The organism is Pauljensenia sp. C0254C2, from assembly GCF_056583835.1.
This window is the reverse complement of the sequence record NZ_JBWPJO010000001.1, coordinates 1-17,914: the sequence shown is the minus strand read 5'-3', so window position 1 is coordinate 17,914 and position 17,914 is coordinate 1. Positions and strand designations below refer to the sequence as shown.

The 17,914-nt window shown below is 59.8% G+C and carries 14 protein-coding genes, 1 rRNA gene and 1 pseudogene; 8 read left to right on the top strand and 8 right to left on the bottom strand.

Annotated features, from left to right (window positions below; genetic code table 11):
- Positions 1-30: 30 nt before the first annotated feature.
- The 4 genes from AC1DA5_RS00080 to AC1DA5_RS00065 all read right to left on the bottom strand — a co-directional run bounded on the left by AC1DA5_RS00080 (position 31) and on the right by AC1DA5_RS00065 (position 4,571).
- Positions 31-1,095, bottom strand: a complete 1,065-nt coding sequence (locus tag AC1DA5_RS00080) for a 3-isopropylmalate dehydrogenase (protein ID WP_058236257.1) — start codon at positions 1,093-1,095, stop codon at positions 31-33.
- A gap of 172 nt (positions 1,096-1,267) precedes the next feature.
- Positions 1,268-2,293 carry a ketol-acid reductoisomerase gene (gene ilvC / locus AC1DA5_RS00075; RefSeq protein WP_058236256.1) on the bottom strand — a complete coding sequence of 342 codons (1,026 nt, stop codon included), beginning with the start codon at positions 2,291-2,293 and terminating at the stop codon, positions 1,268-1,270.
- Between the two features lie 4 nt (positions 2,294-2,297).
- Positions 2,298-2,810 carry an acetolactate synthase small subunit gene (ilvN, locus tag AC1DA5_RS00070; RefSeq protein WP_480289012.1) on the bottom strand — a complete coding sequence of 171 codons (513 nt, stop codon included), beginning with the start codon at positions 2,808-2,810 and terminating at the stop codon, positions 2,298-2,300.
- A 3-nt stretch (positions 2,811-2,813) separates the two neighbouring features.
- Positions 2,814-4,571, bottom strand: a complete 1,758-nt coding sequence (locus AC1DA5_RS00065; protein WP_480289011.1) for an acetolactate synthase large subunit — start codon at positions 4,569-4,571, stop codon at positions 2,814-2,816.
- Between the two features lie 503 nt (positions 4,572-5,074).
- On the opposite strand from AC1DA5_RS00065, the gene AC1DA5_RS00060 reads away from it, so the two are divergent.
- Entirely contained in the window at positions 5,075-6,667 is a 1,593-nt protein-coding gene (locus AC1DA5_RS00060; protein ID WP_480289010.1) for an aspartate:alanine exchanger family transporter, read from the top strand.
- 102 nt (positions 6,668-6,769) lie between these two features.
- Here AC1DA5_RS00060 and AC1DA5_RS00055 read toward each other — a convergent pair whose 3' ends face one another.
- The 3 genes and pseudogenes from AC1DA5_RS00055 to AC1DA5_RS00045 all read right to left on the bottom strand — a co-directional run.
- Positions 6,770-6,985 (bottom strand): hypothetical protein, encoded by a 216-nt coding sequence (locus tag AC1DA5_RS00055; RefSeq protein ID WP_480289009.1) that lies wholly within the window; start codon positions 6,983-6,985, stop codon positions 6,770-6,772.
- A complete protein-coding gene (locus AC1DA5_RS00050; RefSeq protein ID WP_480289008.1) occupies positions 6,975-7,262 on the bottom strand; it encodes a hypothetical protein in 288 nt (95 codons plus the stop codon). The genes AC1DA5_RS00055 and AC1DA5_RS00050 overlap by 11 nt, the downstream gene beginning before the upstream one ends.
- Positions 7,263-7,852: 590 nt before the next feature.
- A pseudogene (locus AC1DA5_RS00045) lies at positions 7,853-9,127 on the bottom strand (threonine/serine exporter family protein); the annotation flags it as partial.
- Between the two features lie 535 nt (positions 9,128-9,662).
- Between AC1DA5_RS00045 and AC1DA5_RS00040 the strand changes: the two are divergent.
- From AC1DA5_RS00040 to AC1DA5_RS00010, 7 genes are all read left to right on the top strand, one after another.
- Positions 9,663-11,183: an ABC transporter substrate-binding protein gene (locus tag AC1DA5_RS00040; protein ID WP_480289007.1), complete on the top strand. Its 1,521-nt coding sequence runs from the start codon at positions 9,663-9,665 to the stop codon at positions 11,181-11,183.
- Positions 11,180-12,145: an ABC transporter permease gene (locus AC1DA5_RS00035; protein ID WP_480289006.1), complete on the top strand. Its 966-nt coding sequence runs from the start codon at positions 11,180-11,182 to the stop codon at positions 12,143-12,145. Before AC1DA5_RS00040 ends, AC1DA5_RS00035 begins: the two co-directional genes overlap by 4 nt.
- Complete coding sequence (locus AC1DA5_RS00030; RefSeq protein ID WP_285014334.1) at positions 12,146-13,009, top strand: ABC transporter permease; 864 nt, start codon at positions 12,146-12,148, stop codon at positions 13,007-13,009.
- The gene (locus AC1DA5_RS00025) at positions 13,006-13,845 is read left to right on the top strand and encodes an ABC transporter ATP-binding protein (protein WP_480289005.1); all 840 of its coding nucleotides are present in this window, start codon (positions 13,006-13,008) and stop codon (positions 13,843-13,845) included. The genes AC1DA5_RS00030 and AC1DA5_RS00025 overlap by 4 nt, the downstream gene beginning before the upstream one ends.
- Positions 13,835-14,611 (top strand): ABC transporter ATP-binding protein, encoded by a 777-nt coding sequence (locus AC1DA5_RS00020; RefSeq protein WP_480289004.1) that lies wholly within the window; start codon positions 13,835-13,837, stop codon positions 14,609-14,611. The genes AC1DA5_RS00025 and AC1DA5_RS00020 overlap by 11 nt, the downstream gene beginning before the upstream one ends.
- A 138-nt stretch (positions 14,612-14,749) precedes the next feature.
- Positions 14,750-15,397 (top strand): sulfite exporter TauE/SafE family protein, encoded by a 648-nt coding sequence (locus AC1DA5_RS00015; RefSeq protein WP_480289003.1) that lies wholly within the window; start codon positions 14,750-14,752, stop codon positions 15,395-15,397.
- A 261-nt stretch (positions 15,398-15,658) separates the two neighbouring features.
- Positions 15,659-17,410, top strand: coding sequence for a histidine-type phosphatase (locus AC1DA5_RS00010; protein WP_480289002.1), 1,752 nt, complete (start codon positions 15,659-15,661; stop codon positions 17,408-17,410).
- Positions 17,411-17,643: 233 nt separating this feature from the next.
- Here AC1DA5_RS00010 and rrf read toward each other — a convergent pair.
- Positions 17,644-17,762 (bottom strand): 5S ribosomal RNA (rrf, locus tag AC1DA5_RS00005).
- Positions 17,763-17,914 lie beyond the last annotated feature (152 nt).

The following is a 17,914-nucleotide window of genomic DNA, read 5'->3' as shown; positions in this document are numbered from 1 at the left end:
ACCTCAGTCCCACGGCAACTGGCACACCTCCTAGTCGCGTGCCAGTTGCGCTGCGATATCGCTGCCAATCTGTTCTGTTGAACGCACCAGCTGCTCACCGCTTGCCTGCGCGTCAGCGCGACGCTGCATGTCGCGTTCGATGGCATCGTGGACTGCGCCTGCTTCCTCGCGATATCCCAAGTGTTCCAACAGCATTCCGACCGATGCGATCGCAGCTGTCGGGTCTGCCTTTCCTGTCCCGGCGATGTCGGGGCCAGATCCGTGGACCGGTTCGAACATGGAGGGGTGAGTACCCTCGGGATTGATATTGCCCGACGCTGCCAAGCCGATTCCACCGGTTACCGCGCCGGCAAGGTCGGTCAGGATATCTCCGAAGAGATTGTCGGTGACGATGACATCGAATCGGCCCGGGTCGTTCACCATGTAGATCGTGGCGGCATCGATGTGGGCATAGTCGACAGTGACGTTCGGGTAGTGTGCGCCGATTTCTTCCACCGTGCGCTGCCACAGTCCCCCGGCATTGACGAGGACGTTGTGCTTGTGCACCAGCGTCAGGTGGTGCGCTGGACGGACGGCCGCCTGTTCGAAGGCGTATTTCACTACGCGTTGCACGCCAAAGGCGGTGTTCACGGACACCTCGGTGGCAATTTCCTGGTCGGTGCCGGTACGTATGGCGCCACCATTTCCGCAGTACAGGCCTTCTGTCCCCTCGCGCACGACAGTGAAATCAACGGTGCCGGGATCGGCCAGGGGGGTTGCAACTCCTGGGTAGTACAGCGAGGGACGCAAGTTGACGTAGTGATCCAGGCTGAAGCGCAGCTTCAACAGTAAACCGCGTTCCAGCACGCCTGAGGGCACTGACGGGTCGCCCACTGCGCCCAAAACGATCGCATCGGAATCATCGATCCGGGCAAGGTCCTCGTCGGTGAGAATCTCACCAGTGGAGTGGTAGCGATGGGCACCCAGATCAAAGTCGGTGGTGTCAATGTGTGTACCTGAGCCAGCAAGTGCGGCCTCCAGTGCGCGCAGTGCTTCCGGCACAACTTCGCGCCCGATGCCATCTCCGGGAATTACAGCTAATTTCAACCGTGTCATGGCTTCATTGTGTCGCTTCCATCTGCGCTCACGGTTCCTCGTCCACCATGCGAATGAGCGGCCCACATGGCGGACACTGCGCGCCGTACATGGTGCTCATGAAGGCCTGCGCATAGACCGGGGGTGGCACCTGTTCGGCGCCACCCCCGGCTCACGGTCATCAACTGAAAGATCAGCGAGCTGCTGAGCCGTCCGTGTAGTCCTCGTCAACGGACGCCCATCCGAACTTGCGGCGCAGTTCCTGACCGGTCTTTTCAATCGGGTGGCTTTCTTCCTCGGCACGCAGTGCTTTGAACTCCTGGCCGCCCGCTTCCTGGTCAGCAATGAATCGGTGCGCGAAGGAGTCGTTTTGAATGTCCGCCAGCACCTCTTTCATCGCTTCTTTGACCTGCGGGCCGATCACACGCGGACCGGACACGTAGTCACCGTACTCAGCTGTGTCAGAGCACGACCAACGCTGCTTTGTGATGCCGCCCTCGTTAATGAGGTCAACGATCAGCTTCATCTCATGGCACACCTCGAAGTAGGCGATTTCAGGCTGGTAGCCAGCCTCAACGAGGGTCTCGAAGCCGGCCTGGATCAGGTGCGAGACGCCACCGCACAGCACGCTCTGCTCACCGAACAGGTCGGTTTCGGTTTCTTCGGTGAAGGTCGTCTTGATGACGCCGGCGCGGGTGGCACCCAGGCCCTTGGCGTAGGCCAGAGTCAGATCCCATGCGTTGCCCGACGCGTCGTTTTCCACGGCGACAACAGCTGGAACGCCCTTGCCGTCAACGAACTGGCGGCGAACAGTGTGGCCAGGGCCCTTGGGCGCAACCATACACACGTCATGGTTCTTGCCCGGGTCGATGTAGCCGAAGCGGATGTTGAAGCCGTGTGCGAAGAACAGTGCCGCATCTTCCTTCAGGTTCGGCTCGATCTGTTCTGCGTAGACGGTGCGCTGGACCTGGTCAGGGACCAGAATCATGACGACGTCCGCCTCCTTGACAGCTTCGGGAACGTCCTCTACTTTCAGGCCTGCCTTTTCGGCCTTGTCCCACGAGGATGAGCCAGGGCGAAGTCCCACCACCACGTCAACGCCGGAATCTTTCAGGTTCAGGGCGTGAGCATGTCCTTGAGAGCCGTATCCGATGATGGCGACCTTCCTGGACTGGATCAGCGACAAATCTGCTCCGTCGTCATAGATGATTTCAGCCATTGTTCTAAATCTCCTTGAGTTGATCTGTGATTGAGCGTTGACCGCGGCCAATGGCGACAGCGCCTGATTGAACGATTTCTGTGATGCCAAATGGCTCAAGTGCGCGCACGAGGGCGTCGAGCTTCTGACCAGATCCAATGGATTCGATCACCACCGATTCCGGCTGGACGCCAACAACGTGAGCACGGAACAAATCGACCACTTCGAGCACAGGGGTGCGGTGTGCACCATGCGTGCGCACCTTAATCAGCATGAGTCGGCGCTCCACGCTGGAATCTGGCTCAAGTTCAACGACTTTGATGACGTTGATCAGCTTGTTGAGCTGCTTGGTGATCTGTTCAAACGGCAGACCATCGGCTTCAACGATGATCGTCATGCGGGAAATCTTCGGGTGTTCGGTTTCCCCCACTGCCAGGGATTGAATGTTGAATGCGCGGCGAGCAAAAAGTGCCGCCACTCGGGTGAGGACGCCCGGCTTGTTTTCCACCAGCACTGACAAGGTTCGCAAGTGTCCCATCGGTCAGTCCTCCGTTTCCCAGTTCGGGGCCATGTCCTTGGCGTACATGATGTCGTCGTTTGAAACTCCGGCTGCGACCATCGGCCACACCATCGAATCTCGCGACACCCTGAAGTCCAGTAAGACAGGTCGATCATTGAATGACATTGCCCAGTCGATCGCTTCGTCCACCTCGTCCTCAGTTCGCACGGTCCGTGCTTCGAGGCCGTAGGCTTTCGCCAGTGCCACGAAGTTCGGAACCTGGTCACCCTCGTCGGGGTTGAGGTCGGTATTCGAATAGCGTTTCGAATAGAACAGTGACTGCCACTGCCGCACCATGCCCAGCACCGAGTTGTTGATCAGGGCAATCTTGATCGGGATCCGGTTCACCACGCAGGTGGCGAGCTCCTGGTTGGTCATCTGGAATGATCCGTCGCCGTCAATTGCCCACACCACCGTGTCGGGTTGTCCGACCTGCGCTCCCATCGCGGCTGGAATGCAGTAGCCCATTGTTCCCAGTCCGCTGGAGGAAATGAAGTGGTGAGGCTTGTCGAGTGTGAGGAACTGCGCCGCCCACATCTGGTGTTGCCCCACGCCGGTAGTGAAGATGGCATCAGGTGCGTGAGCTGACAGGCGCGAGATCACGCCCTGCGGGGCAAGGCGCCCGTCTTCCGGTTCAGTCCACCCCATCGGGTAAGTGTCGCGCAGCCTGTTGAGGTAGCGCCACCACCCGCCCAGGTCGGCAGGTTTACTGGCGTCCTGTACAGCCTTGACGGCAGCCGTCAGGCGAGGCAGGGTCGCTGCCAGATCGCCCACGATGGGAATGTCTGCCACTCGGTTCTTGGAGATCTCCGCAGCATCGATGTCTACGTGGATCACACGTGCGCGACGCGCGAAGGAGTCGAGGTTTCCTGTCACGCGGTCATCGAACCGTGCACCCAGAGAAACAACGAGGTCGGCACGCTGCAAGGCTCCCACCGCTGCGACCGTTCCGTGCATTCCCGGCATTCCCAGGCAGTGCTGATCCGAGTCGGGGAATGCGCCGCGCGCGGTCAGTGTGGTCACCACTGGCGCGTTGGTCGCTTCCACCAGTTCTGCCAGCGCCTCGGAACTGCGGGAGCGGATCACGCCACCGCCGACGTACAGAACTGGAGCTTGAGCTGTCGCAATGGCAGCCGCTGCTGCGCGCACCTGCTTCTTGTGCGGCTTAGCGGCAGGCCTGTAGCCCGGCAGGTCGAATGCCGGTGGCCACGAAAATTTCATCTGTGCGTTTTGGGCAGATTTTGTCACGTCGACGAGGACGGGGCCTGGCCGCCCGGTCGATGCGATGTGGAATGCTTCAGCGATCAGCGAGGGGATTTCCTGCGCGTCCGTCACCAGGAATGAGTGCTTGGTGAGCGGCATGGATGCGCCCACGATGTCTGCTTCCTGGAATGCGTCAGTGCCGATCATGGAGGCACCGACCTGGCCTGTAATGACGACGATCGGAACAGAGTCCATATTGGCATCAGCCAGTGCAGTCAATGTGTTGGTTGCTGCCGGCCCGGACGTCACGATCGCAACGCCCACTTTTCCAGTCGCCAGGGCGTACCCCTCGGCGGCGTGTCCTGCTCCTTGTTCGTGTCGAACCAGAATGTGACGCATGGATGAATCCATGAGCGGGTCGTAGGTCGGCAAGATCGCGCCACCTGGCATACCGAAAATGTCGGTCACGCCCAGTGCTTCCAGGCTCGCGACGATGGCCTGCGCCCCGGTCATTGTCTGTGTTGGAGTATCGCCCATGTTCATGGTGTCCTCTCAATGGTTTGTGTGGTGGTACAAAAAAATCCCCTTCGCTCCAAGCGTGGGGATTAGGCGTGCGTTCCACCTGACATTTACGCAGCAGGATACGCACGCCAACCTACGAGGAGGAGGACGTCCGTCACTGCGATAATGTTCTGCACGTCTCATACGTTACGGCTCCGTCGGGCCGCGAGTCCCGGAATCTCATATTGTGAGAACCCGGCGTCATTAGCCAGATTGTCTGCGCTTCACAGGCAGCCCTCCGCACCCTTTCTTCGCGCCTTTTCGGCACGCATCCGGCATCGGTGCAGTATCAAACCTGCAGCACGCCCTCGTCATCCCCACACCACGCCAGCAGGCCCCATGCGAGCCGGGCCAGAAAGCCAGTCGCGTCGCATTCGCCAAATGTGACGACAATTGGGACGATAGACTGTCGCACCCTGAGAAATACCTGAGATAATGCCAGAGCATGTAGACCTTTGGAACTTAATGGGAGTGTGCCTGTGGCCTCTGTATTCTCATTTTTGGCTGAACAGCCCGTGCTGTTCCTGTTCATCCTGATCGGCATCGGGATGGCGTTTGGCCGCGTCAAAGTTCGTGGAATCGGACTGGGTGCCGCCGCGGTGTTGTTCTTCGCGATCATCCTGGCTGCGTGGGCGGAAACATACGGTGTTGAGCTGCGCGTCACCCGTGAACTCGGCACGCTTGGCCTGGCCCTGTTCGCCTTTGCTATCGGTATTACTTCCGGCGCATCCTTCTTCCACAATCTGCGCAAGGCCATCGGACCAATCCTTATCATGGTCGTGCTGTACATCGTGGCCGCTTCGGTCGGCCTGCTGGTCGGACGCGGATTCGGCATGAGCACCGCGATGATCACGGGCACATTTGCCGGTGCTACGACGAACACGCCCGCTCTGGCTGCCGCCGGAGAAGCGTCCGGCGACCCAGGTGCTGCCACTGTTGGCTACTCCATTTCCTACATTTTTGGTGTCATCGGCATGCTCGGTGCTGCGGCTGCTGCCCTGTCATACGGCAAGCACGACAAAGATGCGCCCAGCCCGCTGGCTAACCGCACCATCCGCGTCGAGCGCGAAGACCATCCCTTCATTGGTGACATCTACGAAAAGCTCGGCAGCCGCGTGACGTTCTCGCGTCTGCGCCGCGGTGAGGCTGGCCCGATCACGCGCCCATCCATGTCGGACACACTCGATCCTGGTGACCTGCTGACAGTTGTTGGCCCACGTGAACTTGTGGCGCGTGTTGCCACCGAGCTTGGGCACTCCTCCTCGCACTCACTGTTGCAGGACCGCTCCTACCTGGACTTCCGCCGCATGACAGTGTCTGACCCGAAGGTCGCTGGGCGAACAGTGGGAGACCTTGATTTCGCCACTCGTTTTTCCGCCACGATTTCTCGTGTACGTCGCGGTGACGTGGATATGGTCGCAGAACCAGGATTGGTGCTCCAGCAAGGTGACCGCGTGCGTGTGGTTGCTCCGACCTCCAAGATGAAGAAGATTACCGAGTTCTTCGGTGACTCGGCACGCGGCCTGTCTGACGTGAACCCGGTCGCTCTGGGCATCGGCATGGCGCTGGGCATTTTGCTGGGCGAGCTGAAGTTCTTCACCCCCACCGGTGAGTATTTCTCGATCGGTTCCGCTGCCGGCACGCTGATCATAGGCCTGATCTTTGGCAAGATCGGCCGCGTCGGCCCGATCGTCACCGCGATCCCCTACACCGCATGCCAGGTGCTCTCGGAGTTCGGTTTGCTGGTCTTCCTCGCTCAGGCCGGAGCCGTCGCAGGCGGTCAGATCATCGAAGCGTTCACATCAGGCGCATGGTGGAAGATCTTCCTGCTCGGCGTCATTATCACGTTGATCATGGCGATCGGCATGTACTGTACGATGCGCTGGATCTTCAAGATGGGCGGCACGCGCCTGGCCGGTGTACTTGCAGGTTCGCAGACCCAGCCTGCGGTATTGGCATTTGCGAATGGCCGCACGAACATGGATCCTCGTGTGGCGCTCGGCTACGCACTGGTCTACCCGGTCGCCATGATCGGCAAGATCATGGTGGCGCAGGTCTTCGGCGCCATGTAGCTGCTCGGTTTCACGCCTGCTCTACGCAGCTAATCAGCAATTGGCGGGTCGTCCTCGTTCCTCCTTTATGGACGAGGGCGACCCGCTTTTTGTGCGAGCTGGCTACTGATCTTTGTCGATACCCCTGCGGGTCTTGTCCGAATGGAGCGACTGACGTTTGCGCCGCTCATCAATCAGATTCAATGCGGCAGCAATAAACAGGACCAGCATCCCGATCCCCAAAGCAGGCCCAGGAACTGCGCCGCGGGTCACAAGCGCATAAATCACCCCGCCACCCAACAGCACAGTGGCAATAACATACAAAGCATCACTGGTCACCTTCACAGTCATTGTGAATTACCGACCCATTCTTGCAATAGTCATGTTTCATGCATTCCTGCGTAAAGCCGTTCTTCCACCCTTCATAGGCCACCACGCCAACCGGGCCGAGCGCAACTGCACCTGCGTAAATCCCCCAGCCAATAGAGCCTTTCCATTGGCTCCAGGTAATCTGCCCCGAAGCTGCTCGAGATACACCATCATCGCGAGCAACCGTATAGCCAAGAGTAAGTGCCGCAACAACAGCACCCACAACCGCAGGCACATTATTCCACACCTGCTAATAATGAGGGTATTAGAGTGCTGCCGGCTCAACAAGGTTCGGCGACAAACTGCCGCGCACAGCAGCTGTCTGACGGAAAAGGTATGCGGCGCGAACTATGGGCTTGAGTGAAGGGCGTGCCAAGGCCAGCACGTCAGATGCAATCACGTCAGATGCAGTCAACCGGTCAAGGTAAGAGAGCTGAAAAACTGGCCGGCACGCTTCGGCAACAGCGACTTTTCCGCACTATTCCGCGGTTCTCACATGGTGAGATCGCGCGGTGACGGCGTGCTACCTTGACCGGTTGATCTTCGCAACGTCGGCTACCTTGACCGGCTGATTAATACCTTGAACAGTTGACCGTCACTGTGGCGAGGTGCCCAGCAGCGCACTGACAGACCTTGACCCCTTGACAGTACCCGCATGACGTTGATGCGCAGCGATTCCTGCGCGCCCTCTCGCGGGGTGCCGCACGCCGTGCCGGCGCTGCAGCGGTATACCACCGGCTACCGCCCGTCGGCTCCTTCAGGGAAAGGATCGACCTCATCGCCCAGGCTGTCACCCAGCTCATCAACGTCACCCTCGTCGATTGCCCCAGCCAGGCCGAGCGAAGGCACAGACACTGGACGCTCCATCAGCCAGTTGCGGTCAGTGAGCATGCGCGCAACCGCCAGACCCACGCCGATTGAAATAACCGTGAAGAACACGGAGAAAAGTGCGGCAGACGCGTCATTGATGTTCCCGTTGTTCAGGTAGGCCAGCGAACGGTACAACGGCACACCCGGGATCATGATGACAACGGCGGGCACCGACAGACTCACGCGTGAGTAACGATGGCTCGAACGCGCCACCAGCGACGCCAGCAGACCCGCGCACAGTGCCGCAATCCCCACAGCAGCCTGAACGGGCACATGCAACTCATCCACCATCGCCAGACGACCCGTGTTGATCATTGCACCGATCAGCGCAGCGTAGGCACTGACCTTGGGCGGCGTATTAAACAACATAGCGAACCCGTAAGACGCGATATACGAGGTCAGGAACCGCAGCAGGTACAGCACCCACGGCATTAGGTGATAGTCATACTGAGGGGTGACCGACCAGTGGAAAATCAACGACACGCTCCACACGGCCACACCCGCCGACACCATCAGCATCGTGACATAGACCAGACGCGGAATCCCCGCCTGGAAATCGTGACGCACCAGGTCAATGATGCCGGTGACCAACGGGAATCCTGGCACCAGGAAGAGCACTGCTGAAATGAAGCCGGCCTGGTGGGTTGGTTCGACGTTCATGAAGTGCTGCGCGGCTGCCACCAGTGAAATGTAGATCGTGGAGGCCAATGCACCGCACGCCATCCACACGCCGAAGTGATTCATGCGACGGTGAAGCATCTGGCGGCGCAGATACTGACCGAAGAAGGCCGCGATGGCAACAACGGAGCACTCCACCCAGCCGCCGTGATTGAGAAATGAGAACGCCGCGCATGCGATACCCGATGCCAACGCGTTCGGCAGCGTCGAATACAACGGCGGCACGTGCTCGATCTCATCAAGTGTGGAGTCGACTTCCTCGATGCTGATCGATCCGGGCCCGCCCAGGCCATTGACGAAACTCGCAAGCCGGTCGATGCGGTCAGCGTTGACACCCATCGCGCGCTGCTCGGCAAGCTCGGTGCGGAAGGTGCCCGACGCGTACGCCGTGGAGATAATCTCGGTGTATGTCACCTGCGCGTGGTGCTGCTCAATGCCGACTGCCTGCGCCAGACGAGCCATGCCGTGTTTGACGCGAAATGCACTCGCACCGCTGGACAACAGCATCTGTCCCAGACGCAACACGATACGCGACGCGTGAGCAAGGCGATCGTGAGCCACCATACGGTGCAGCGTCAGTGAGGTGCGTTCACGCTCGGTGTGAGCGTACCGGTTGTGGTCTGTGCCCGTGACTGCATCCTCACGCGCCGCAGCAGTGCGTTCAGGAGCGCCTCGCCCGGCATCGCCCCGCCTGGTATCGCCGCCACCAGGCTCATTGTGGCCTGGCCTGCCGTGACGGGAACCGTCGCGACCGGGTTCGTCGTGCCTGGGATCGTCGTACGCGGCTGTGCTCGACGAGGGCAACTCGTTGGACGCAGGTGCCGAAAAGTTCGACGCAGAGCTAGCAGTCGAATCATCTGAGGCAGAGTTTTTCACAGTAATAAATGGTGCCACCATCGACACCTCCTTGCCTAGGACAGGTGACCCGCTTCCCATCTCACACGGTGAATATCACAACGCACAGGTCTTCATCTCGCATTAACGTGTGACTAGTGTGGGCTGCGTATATAGTGACCGCCCGCCCACACACCGATTAAACAGTCGCGATGCGTCCGCAGTGACACACAGCGCACTGACCGCATCTGGGATAGGAGCTTTTGTGAAACGTTCACGAGTCATCGCCGCGTTGGCCACCCTCGTCATGGGAATGACTGCGTGTGCGGGCCCGGATGCTTTCAACTCGAGCCAGTCCGGTCAAAGCGCCGGCGGCCAGGCGAACACAGCGGCCACCATCGACATTGGCTCCCTGTACGAGCCGACGAACCTATCAAACTCAGGTAGCGGTGGGCAGGGCGCGACCGAAGCGCTGACAGGCAACGTGTATGAAACACTGTTCCGCCTGACTGATTCGGGTGACGTGGAACCATGGCTGGCCACTGAAGACGTCGTCTCCGAAGATGGACTGACCCATACGCTCACCATTCGTGAGGGCGTGACGTTCTCCTCGGGAAAGGAGATGACCGTCAACGACGTTGTCGCCTCCATCAAGCACCTGCTGTCTGACGAATCGCAGTCCGCGCGCAAGAAGGAAGTATCCGTTATCTCTGACGTGCAGGCACCTGACAGCACGACCGTCGTCCTGACGCTGTCAGAGCCTTCCGTTTCACTGGACTATGACCTGTCCGGCATGTGGGTTGTTCCCGAAGGGCTCGACACCACGACGCAAACTGACGGCACCGGACCCTACACGGTGGAGGGGTGGACGAAAGGTTCGACCCTCACGCTGAAGGTTCGCGAGGACTACTGGGGTGACAAGCCTGCCAATGCCGGTGCCATCTTCCACTACTTCACCGATGCGACGTCCATGACGAACGCTCTGCAGGCCGGTGACATCGACATTGTGACGAATGTGCAGTCACCGGATGCGATCCCCACTTTCGATTCGAACGCGAACTTCACCGTCTCTGACGGCATGTCCACGACGAAGGAACTGCTCGCTTTCAATGACCGAGTCAAGCCGTTCGATGATGCGCGCGTGCGCAAAGCTGTCTACTCAGCCATTGACCGCGACAAGCTCCTGGAGTCCGTGTGGGCGGACAAGGGACAGGTCATCGGCTCAATGGTGCCGCCCTCGGACCCGTGGTATGAGGACCTGACTGACCTGAACCATTACGATCCGGAGTTGTCGCGCTCACTGCTGGCCGAAGCCGGACTGGCTGACGGCTTCTCCTTCACGCTGGACACTCCGACCTACGATCCGCATCCACTGGTCGCTGAGTTCGTCAAGAGCGAGCTGGCCAAGATCGGTGTAACCGTGACGATCAATCCGATCACCGCTGACGAATGGTATTCCAAGGTCTTCACAAACAAGGATTTCGAAGCCACGTTGCAGGAGCACGTCAACACTCGCGACGTCGTGTGGTACGCCAACCCGGATTTCTACTGGGGCTACGACAATCCTGAAGTGTCCGACCTTGTCGAGCGTTCTCAGCACGCGCATTCCACCGATGAACAAGCCGACCTGCTGCGCCAGGCCAACAGGATCATTGCCGAGGAAGCCGCAAGCGCCTGGCTCTACCTGTACCCTCAAGTTGTGATCGCACGGTCTCATCTGAGCGGATACGGGGTCAACGGGCTGAACTCACAGTTCTTCGTGGCGGGGATTAGCGAGTCCGAGTGATCCGGTACCTGGTTCGTCGCAGCGCATTGCTGGTTGCCACTGGGGTGGCGGGCCTCATTGCAATATTTGTGCTGCTCAGGCTCCTGCCCGGCGACCCAGCCAATGCGCTTTTGACATCGACCGCAACGCCGGAACAGATTGAGGCGGCGCGCCGTCAGGTCGGATCTGACCAGCCGGTTGTGACCCAGTTCGTCCGCTGGATTTCTGACCTGGCGCATGGCGACCTGGGCACGTCGTTCACATCAGGAACGTCGGTGGGCGCTGAGATTGCCTCACGCCTGTCGGTGACCATTCCTCTGACTCTGATCGCCTTCACATTCGCCCTGATCATTGCCATTCCTCTGGGATACGTGGCGGCTCGATGGCGCAACGGGCCTGCCGGCCTGATCGTGTCGATCTTTTCGCAGATCGGCATCGCTGTTCCAGTTTTCTGGATCGCCATGATGGCGGTGATCGTCTTTGCCGTCAGGTTGCGTCTGGTGCCCGCGAGCGGTTTCCCACCCCAGGGATGGGGTACCCCGTTCCTCGCGTGGACGGCACTCGTCCTGCCGGTCAGCACCATCGCTTTCGTCTCCAGCGCGTCGATGACGCGCTACACCCGCTCAGCCGCCCTCGATGTCATTGACTCAGGCTACGTGGCGTGCGCGCAGGCGCTGGGCCAGTCGCGCACGCGCGCAATGATCCGTCACGGTTTGCGCAACGCATCGATCCCGGTGATCTCGGTAGCCAGCATCGAGCTTGCGACCACCTTCATCGGTGCAGTCGTTGTTGAGCAGGTTTTCGCTCTGCCCGGCCTGGGCTCCATGCTGACCCGAGCGATCGCTCAGCACGATTTCCCCTCTATTCAAGGGGTCCTGCTTGTCTCCACCGCCCTCGTGCTGGTCATCGGGTTCCTTGCTGACGTGCTTCAACGTATCGTTGATCCGCGTCTGCGCACTTCCCTGACAGGAGGTCGCGCGTAAATGACTCCCGCACCCTCCCCTTCGCCATCCGCTCCGCGCCGCCGGACCAGTCGAACCGGCAGAGCCGGCCTGATCATCGGCGTCGTTCTTCTCTCCGCGGTCGCCCTGGCCGCCCTCATCTCACTGTTCTGGCTGCCCTACCCTGTCGATGACACGTCGGGCGGCCGACTGGAAGGCGCATCGTGGCAGCACTGGCTCGGCACCGACCGCCTGGGCCATGACATCGCTACACGCGTACTGATCGGTGCGCGTATCGCGCTGACGGTCGGCGCCGGCGCAGCGCTCATCGCATCCATCATCGGCATCAGCTTCGGACTCCTTGCAGCACTTTCGCGCGGCTGGTTCGACGATGTGGCCTCCTCGATCCTAGACGTCCTCATCGCCTTTCCGACACTACTGCTCGCCATGCTGATGGTCGCAGTTGGAGGCGCATCACTGCTGACCGTCACGGTGGCGATTGGCCTGTCGGCATCTGCCGTGATAGCGCGGCTGACGCGCATCCTCACATCACGTGTGCTGCGCGAGCAGTACGTGGTTGCCGCACGCACGTCCGGAGTGGGGACCCTAGGCATTGTCTGGCGCCATGTTCTACCCAATATCTGGCCCTTCCTGATCGTCAACGTGGCCGTCCTGTTCGGTTCGGCGGTTCTGGCTGAAGCAGGATTGTCCTACCTGGGGCTGGGCACTCCCCCGCCGAACGCGTCATGGGGACGTCTGCTGCTGGATGCTCAGGCCACGTTCACCACACAGCCTCTGGGCGCAATCGCACCAGGCGTCGCCATCGTCGTCCTCGTGATCGGCGCAAATCTACTGTCGGACGGCCTGCGCGCCGTGGTCGATCCTACCCAGCAGGAGGCCTCATGACCGCGCCACTGCTCCAGGCCAACGATCTGACCGTGCGCATCGGCGGCAGCACGATTCTGGACTCGCTCAATCTGACCATGAATCGCGGCGAGCACGTGGGCATGATCGGTGCGTCCGGGTCGGGTAAATCAATGTTCGCCAAGACTGTGATGGGGCTTCTGCCCTCGCCAGTTCAGGTGAGCGGATCTTTACGGGTGAGCGACCTCGATGTGACCAGCGCCTCTGAAAAAGACTTGCGCAGTTTCCGCGGAGCCACTGCCGCAATGGTTTTCCAGGATCCCCTGTCTGCCCTCGATCCGCTCATGCGTATCGGTAAGCAGTTGGAATGGCCGCTGGCCCACCATCAGCATGTACGAGGGCGACGCGCCATGCGCGCTGCAATCAATGAAGCGCTGAGCGGAGTGCAGCTACCTGATCCTGAACGCGTTGCCCACGCATTTGCGCATGAACTGTCCGGAGGCCAGCGCCAACGCGTGGCGATTGCGCTGGCGCTGGCCTGTCAGCCAGACCTCCTGATCGCAGATGAGTCCACCACGGCGCTGGACGTGACAGTCCAGGCGCATATTCTGGATGTCCTCACCCAGGCCACGCGCCAGCACGACACTGCGTTACTGTTCATCTCTCATGACCTTCCGGTGGTCGCACAGATGGCTGATCGAATCGTCGTCATCGAGGAGGGGCGGATCAGCGACGACGTGTCAACCTCGAACCTCGTGGCCGCAGACGCAACGGATCTGAGCGACGGCACACGCCGCATTGTGGAGGCGGCGCGCCACCTCGACACGATGATGGACACTATCCAGTCCCGCGACGGGCGGAGGGACAATGGTGAGTGATTCTGCTCTGATTTTTGACGACGTCACCTTCCACTACCCGTCAACAGATGCCGGCATTGACCACTTCAGCGTGCACCTCGAGCCGGGTGCACGCGTCGCCCTCGTCGGTGAATCCGGAAGCGGGAAAACCACAGCTGCGCGGCTGGGCCTGGGATTGTTGCCCGCGCAGTCGGGGTCTGTCACCTTTGCCGGGATGCCGGTGCGCTCGCGTTCGCGCAGTATCATGCGCAATTTCCGTTCACACGTTCAGGCGGTGTTCCAGGATCCGTATTCTTCACTCAACCCGCGTATGCGTGTCGGGGCGATCGTTGCCGAGCCGCTGCACGCGCTGAAGGTGGCGTCGGGCGCGCGGGCGCGGGAGATGGTGCACGAGGCATTGCGCCTGGTCGGTGTCGATCCGCAGCGTGCTGACGAGTATCCTCGAACTTTTTCAGGTGGGCAGCGTCAACGCATCGCCATTGCCCGGGCGCTGGTGTCTGAGCCGAGCGTCATCATCGCTGATGAGCCTGTTTCGGCACTGGATATGGCGACGCGCGCCTCCGTCATGGAGATTATCGATTCGATCACCCGTGAGCGCGGCATGTCGCTTCTGCTGGTTTCTCACGATCTGGCGACCGTGGCCTCAGCGTGCGACACTATCGTCGTTCTCAAGGATGGGCACGTCGAAGATCGCGGCCCGACTCGTCGTGTATTGTCAGCTCCCGAGGGTGACTATGCGCGCGCACTGATTGCTGCAATTCCTCGACTGCCAAGCGGCACCGACTGACTCACCGGAAATACCGTCCGGCTCGAAGGACGCGCCGGCTGAATAGTAGGTAGCACCGCCAAGGGCCGACACTCCTCTCATTGAGGTGGAGGCATCGCCTAGGTGGATGTGATAGCCACCAGCAAGGAGGTGCGGCACATGCTAGTAGCGTGTTGTATTGCCTGCTCAGTCCTGCTGGGAGCGTCTTTGCAACGCATTTCCGGCATGGGGCTGGGCCTGGTTGCTGGCCCGGTGTTGTCGCTGCTGATGGGCGGTGTGGACGGCATCGTCATGATGAATATTCTGGCTGTCATCAATGCGAGCATCATCGCGCTGACCGTGTGGCGCGACATCGACTGGAAACGGTGGGTGCTGCTCGGGCCAATCATGGTGGTCGGCTCAATTCCTGGGGCTTTGCTGGTGCGTAGTGTTTCACCTGCCTGGGTGCAGGTTATTGTTGGCGCACTCATCACCGTGTCACTGATCGCATCTGTGGTTCGAGGGGCGAAGCTACGGCGGGTTGATTTCGCTGACAACCAAGTGGTTGAGTGGTTCTGTGCAGCTTCATACCTCGTGGTGGCTCATCGCAGTAGCTATTGGCGCGATGCTCGTGGGGATCGCTGCGGGAGTGCTTATTGCTCCTCGAGTCAGCAAGTCTCATTCCCGTGCGCTGGCACTGGTCCTGGCAGTTGTGGGCGCTACAACTGTCCTGATCAAAGGTATTATCTCGGTGTCAACCGGCGCATAATCAGCTCTTTCACGAACATGACAACTGGGCGCTCACTACCGCCCGTCACAGGGTTGTAGTGCAACCCCGTAAGTAGATGTCAGTGCGGCACCACGGTCGGTCTTGTGACGCTCGACAGCAAGGCCATCGACCTTCCGGCAGATGTTCACGCGCCTGTAACGTGCGCGTTAGCTTTCATGGCCCTTCCTGCCATTTTGACCACTTAGCGTGAGGGCTGTATGTGTTTCGCTTTCATAGTGCTTAGGAGTCTGAACACGACTACACAGCGCGCCCGGATTGTTGGGCTGACTGCGCTTTGTTCAATTGCGGCATTGTCCGTGGTGTCAACTCAGCAACTGGCTTTTGCTGACGCCACCGAGGAAGGTCCTTTCTATTCCTCGAAGCAGCCGTACATCGCACCCAGCGAAAGTGACATCGCAGGATATTCACAGCCTCCAGCAGGTTTCGACATTGAACATACTCAGCTCGTCGCTCGCCATGGTTCGCGAGGATTGTCCTCCTATAAGTACGATGCTCTGTTAATGCTGATGGCTCAGACGGCTCAGAAAGAAAATGGTTTCGTGTCACCGGAGGTGGGCGAGACCTTCATGAAGAACCTCGAGTCGATCACAGCGGCCAACGTGGCCAACGGCTACGGAATGCTCACCGGTCAGGGCGCTACGCAGCACCGCGGAATTGGTGAACGCACCTACAAACGCAACTCTGCTCTCTTCGAGCGCGCCATTGCCGAGGGTGACGCGATCCGCTTTGAGTCCTCAGGTGAGGCTCGCGCCACCGAATCCGGCGAAAGCTTCCTCACAGGGTTTGAAGCCGCCTCGCACGACAGTGTGACGCCGATCGTGGAATCCCTCGAAGCGCATCCTGAAGCACTTTACTTCCACAAGCTGGAGAACCCTGATGGCTCAGTGAAGCAGGAGGGAACGCCGGCTTACGAAGTAGCCTCTCGTTACGAAGCATTCATTGGGGAGCAGACCAGTGACGGTGGAGTGATCGCCGGAGCGATGGACTACATCGAGTCGCTGCCTCAGTCGCAGGAATCAGCACGCCGGGTTCTCTCGCAGATCTTCACGCCCGAGTTTATTGACTCGATCGGAGATGATGCGCATACATGGTTCAACACTGCTGATGGCTCGAAGGATGGCGACAAGAACTGCGCACCGAACGCTGATGAAAGCACTGACGCTGATGCGTGCGGCTCCGCCAGGAAGAAGATCACCAGCGCTGTTGATGCGGCGATGGATCTGTACAACCTGTACATCATCGGTGCTGATATGCAGGAGGAAAACACCGGGGAGCACGCATTCGATTTCGAGCAGTATTTCGCAAACTACCAGGACGACACCAAGTGGTTCTCCTATCTGCTCGACGCTGAGGACTTTTACGAAAAAGGTCCGGGCGTGACGGGAACTGACGGGTCATACGCGCCTGCGCAACCGTTGCTCGATGATTTCTTCGCCCAGATCGATGAGCGCACCGCCGGTGGATCCCACGTTGCAACGTTCCGCTTTGCTCACGCAGAAACGATTGCTCCTTTCTCCGCCCTGCTTCGTTTGCCTGGTTCAACCCAGCAGGCACCTGCTGTCTCACAGCCTGTCAGCATCGACGACGTCTTTAACTACGCCACCAACGAATGGCGCGGATCCACCGTCATGCCGATGGCGGCAAACGTCCAGTGGGACACGGCCTGTCAGGCCGGCACCGATCCTGCAACGGGTAGGTCGTGGACCCCGATTGTCCGCATGCTTGTCAACGAGGTGGAAACACCGTTTAATTCCTCGTGTACTGCGGTTGCCGAAGGATCATCCTGGTACAAGGTCTCCGAGCTGCGCCATTGTCTTCTTGGACAAGCTCAAACGGAATCTCCACTGCTGACGAAGTCCTCGTCTGTCGGACCATCTGACAAGCCAGAGGTTGATCCAGCTCAGACTACTGGTGATGAGGAGGGGCAGGGTCAAGGTGCGGCCTCTGAGCGCCCCTCACACCTCGCGACAACTGGCTTGAACTCTGCTCTTGCGATTGCGAGCCTGGCAGCAATCGCAATGGGAACAGTTCTCGTGACGCGCCGCAAGTAGGTCATCACCTGGCAATCGAAGACGTCTGCCCGTCTATGGGAGCCTCCCCCCGTGCGTGGGGGGAGACTTCTTCGGTGCTGAAAGCCAATCCGACAGATGCATCTCGCTCGTGAGGCTCGGGCAGTGCCTGCTATGCGCGCAGACGTGCGTCCGGGTAGTGTGTGCGCGTAAAAAGGGGGGGTGGGGTACGTGCCTGTCTCCAGGCCTGTACCCCACCCCCAACTCACGGTTGATTGCGGCAGTGTCTTACTCTCCCACGACCCCCCGGTCGCAGTACCATCAGCGCAAAGGCGGCTTAGCTTCCGGGTTCGGAAAGGAGCCGGGCGTTTCCCGCCTGCCATGAGCCACCGCAAAAAATGTCACCCACCCACAACGTGTGGGTTGAGTGTGTACCGCACAGTGATTGCAAGCACCACACCCCAAACATAGGGTGCACGTGTTTTCTCGCTTCGCCCCACACACTAGTGTGGAGTGTTGGTTTAGAATCGGCCCATTAGTACCAGT

What these genes read in the sequence shown, in the direction of transcription:
- ilvC (WP_058236256.1), bottom strand. Translation starts at nt 2,293, where the DNA reads ATGGCTGAAATCATCTATGACGACGGAGCAGATTTGTCGCTGATCCAG.
- AC1DA5_RS00025 (WP_480289005.1), top strand. Translation starts at nt 13,006, where the DNA reads ATGACCGCGCCACTGCTCCAGGCCAACGATCTGACCGTGCGCATCGGC.
- ilvN (WP_480289012.1), bottom strand. Translation starts at nt 2,810, where the DNA reads ATGGGACACTTGCGAACCTTGTCAGTGCTGGTGGAAAACAAGCCGGGC.
- AC1DA5_RS00030 (WP_285014334.1), top strand. Translation starts at nt 12,146, where the DNA reads ATGACTCCCGCACCCTCCCCTTCGCCATCCGCTCCGCGCCGCCGGACC.
- AC1DA5_RS00065 (WP_480289011.1), bottom strand. Translation starts at nt 4,571, where the DNA reads ATGGGCGATACTCCAACACAGACAATGACCGGGGCGCAGGCCATCGTC.
- AC1DA5_RS00080 (WP_058236257.1), bottom strand. Translation starts at nt 1,095, where the DNA reads ATGACACGGTTGAAATTAGCTGTAATTCCCGGAGATGGCATCGGGCGC.
- AC1DA5_RS00015 (WP_480289003.1), top strand. Translation starts at nt 14,750, where the DNA reads ATGCTAGTAGCGTGTTGTATTGCCTGCTCAGTCCTGCTGGGAGCGTCT.
- AC1DA5_RS00020 (WP_480289004.1), top strand. Translation starts at nt 13,835, where the DNA reads ATGGTGAGTGATTCTGCTCTGATTTTTGACGACGTCACCTTCCACTAC.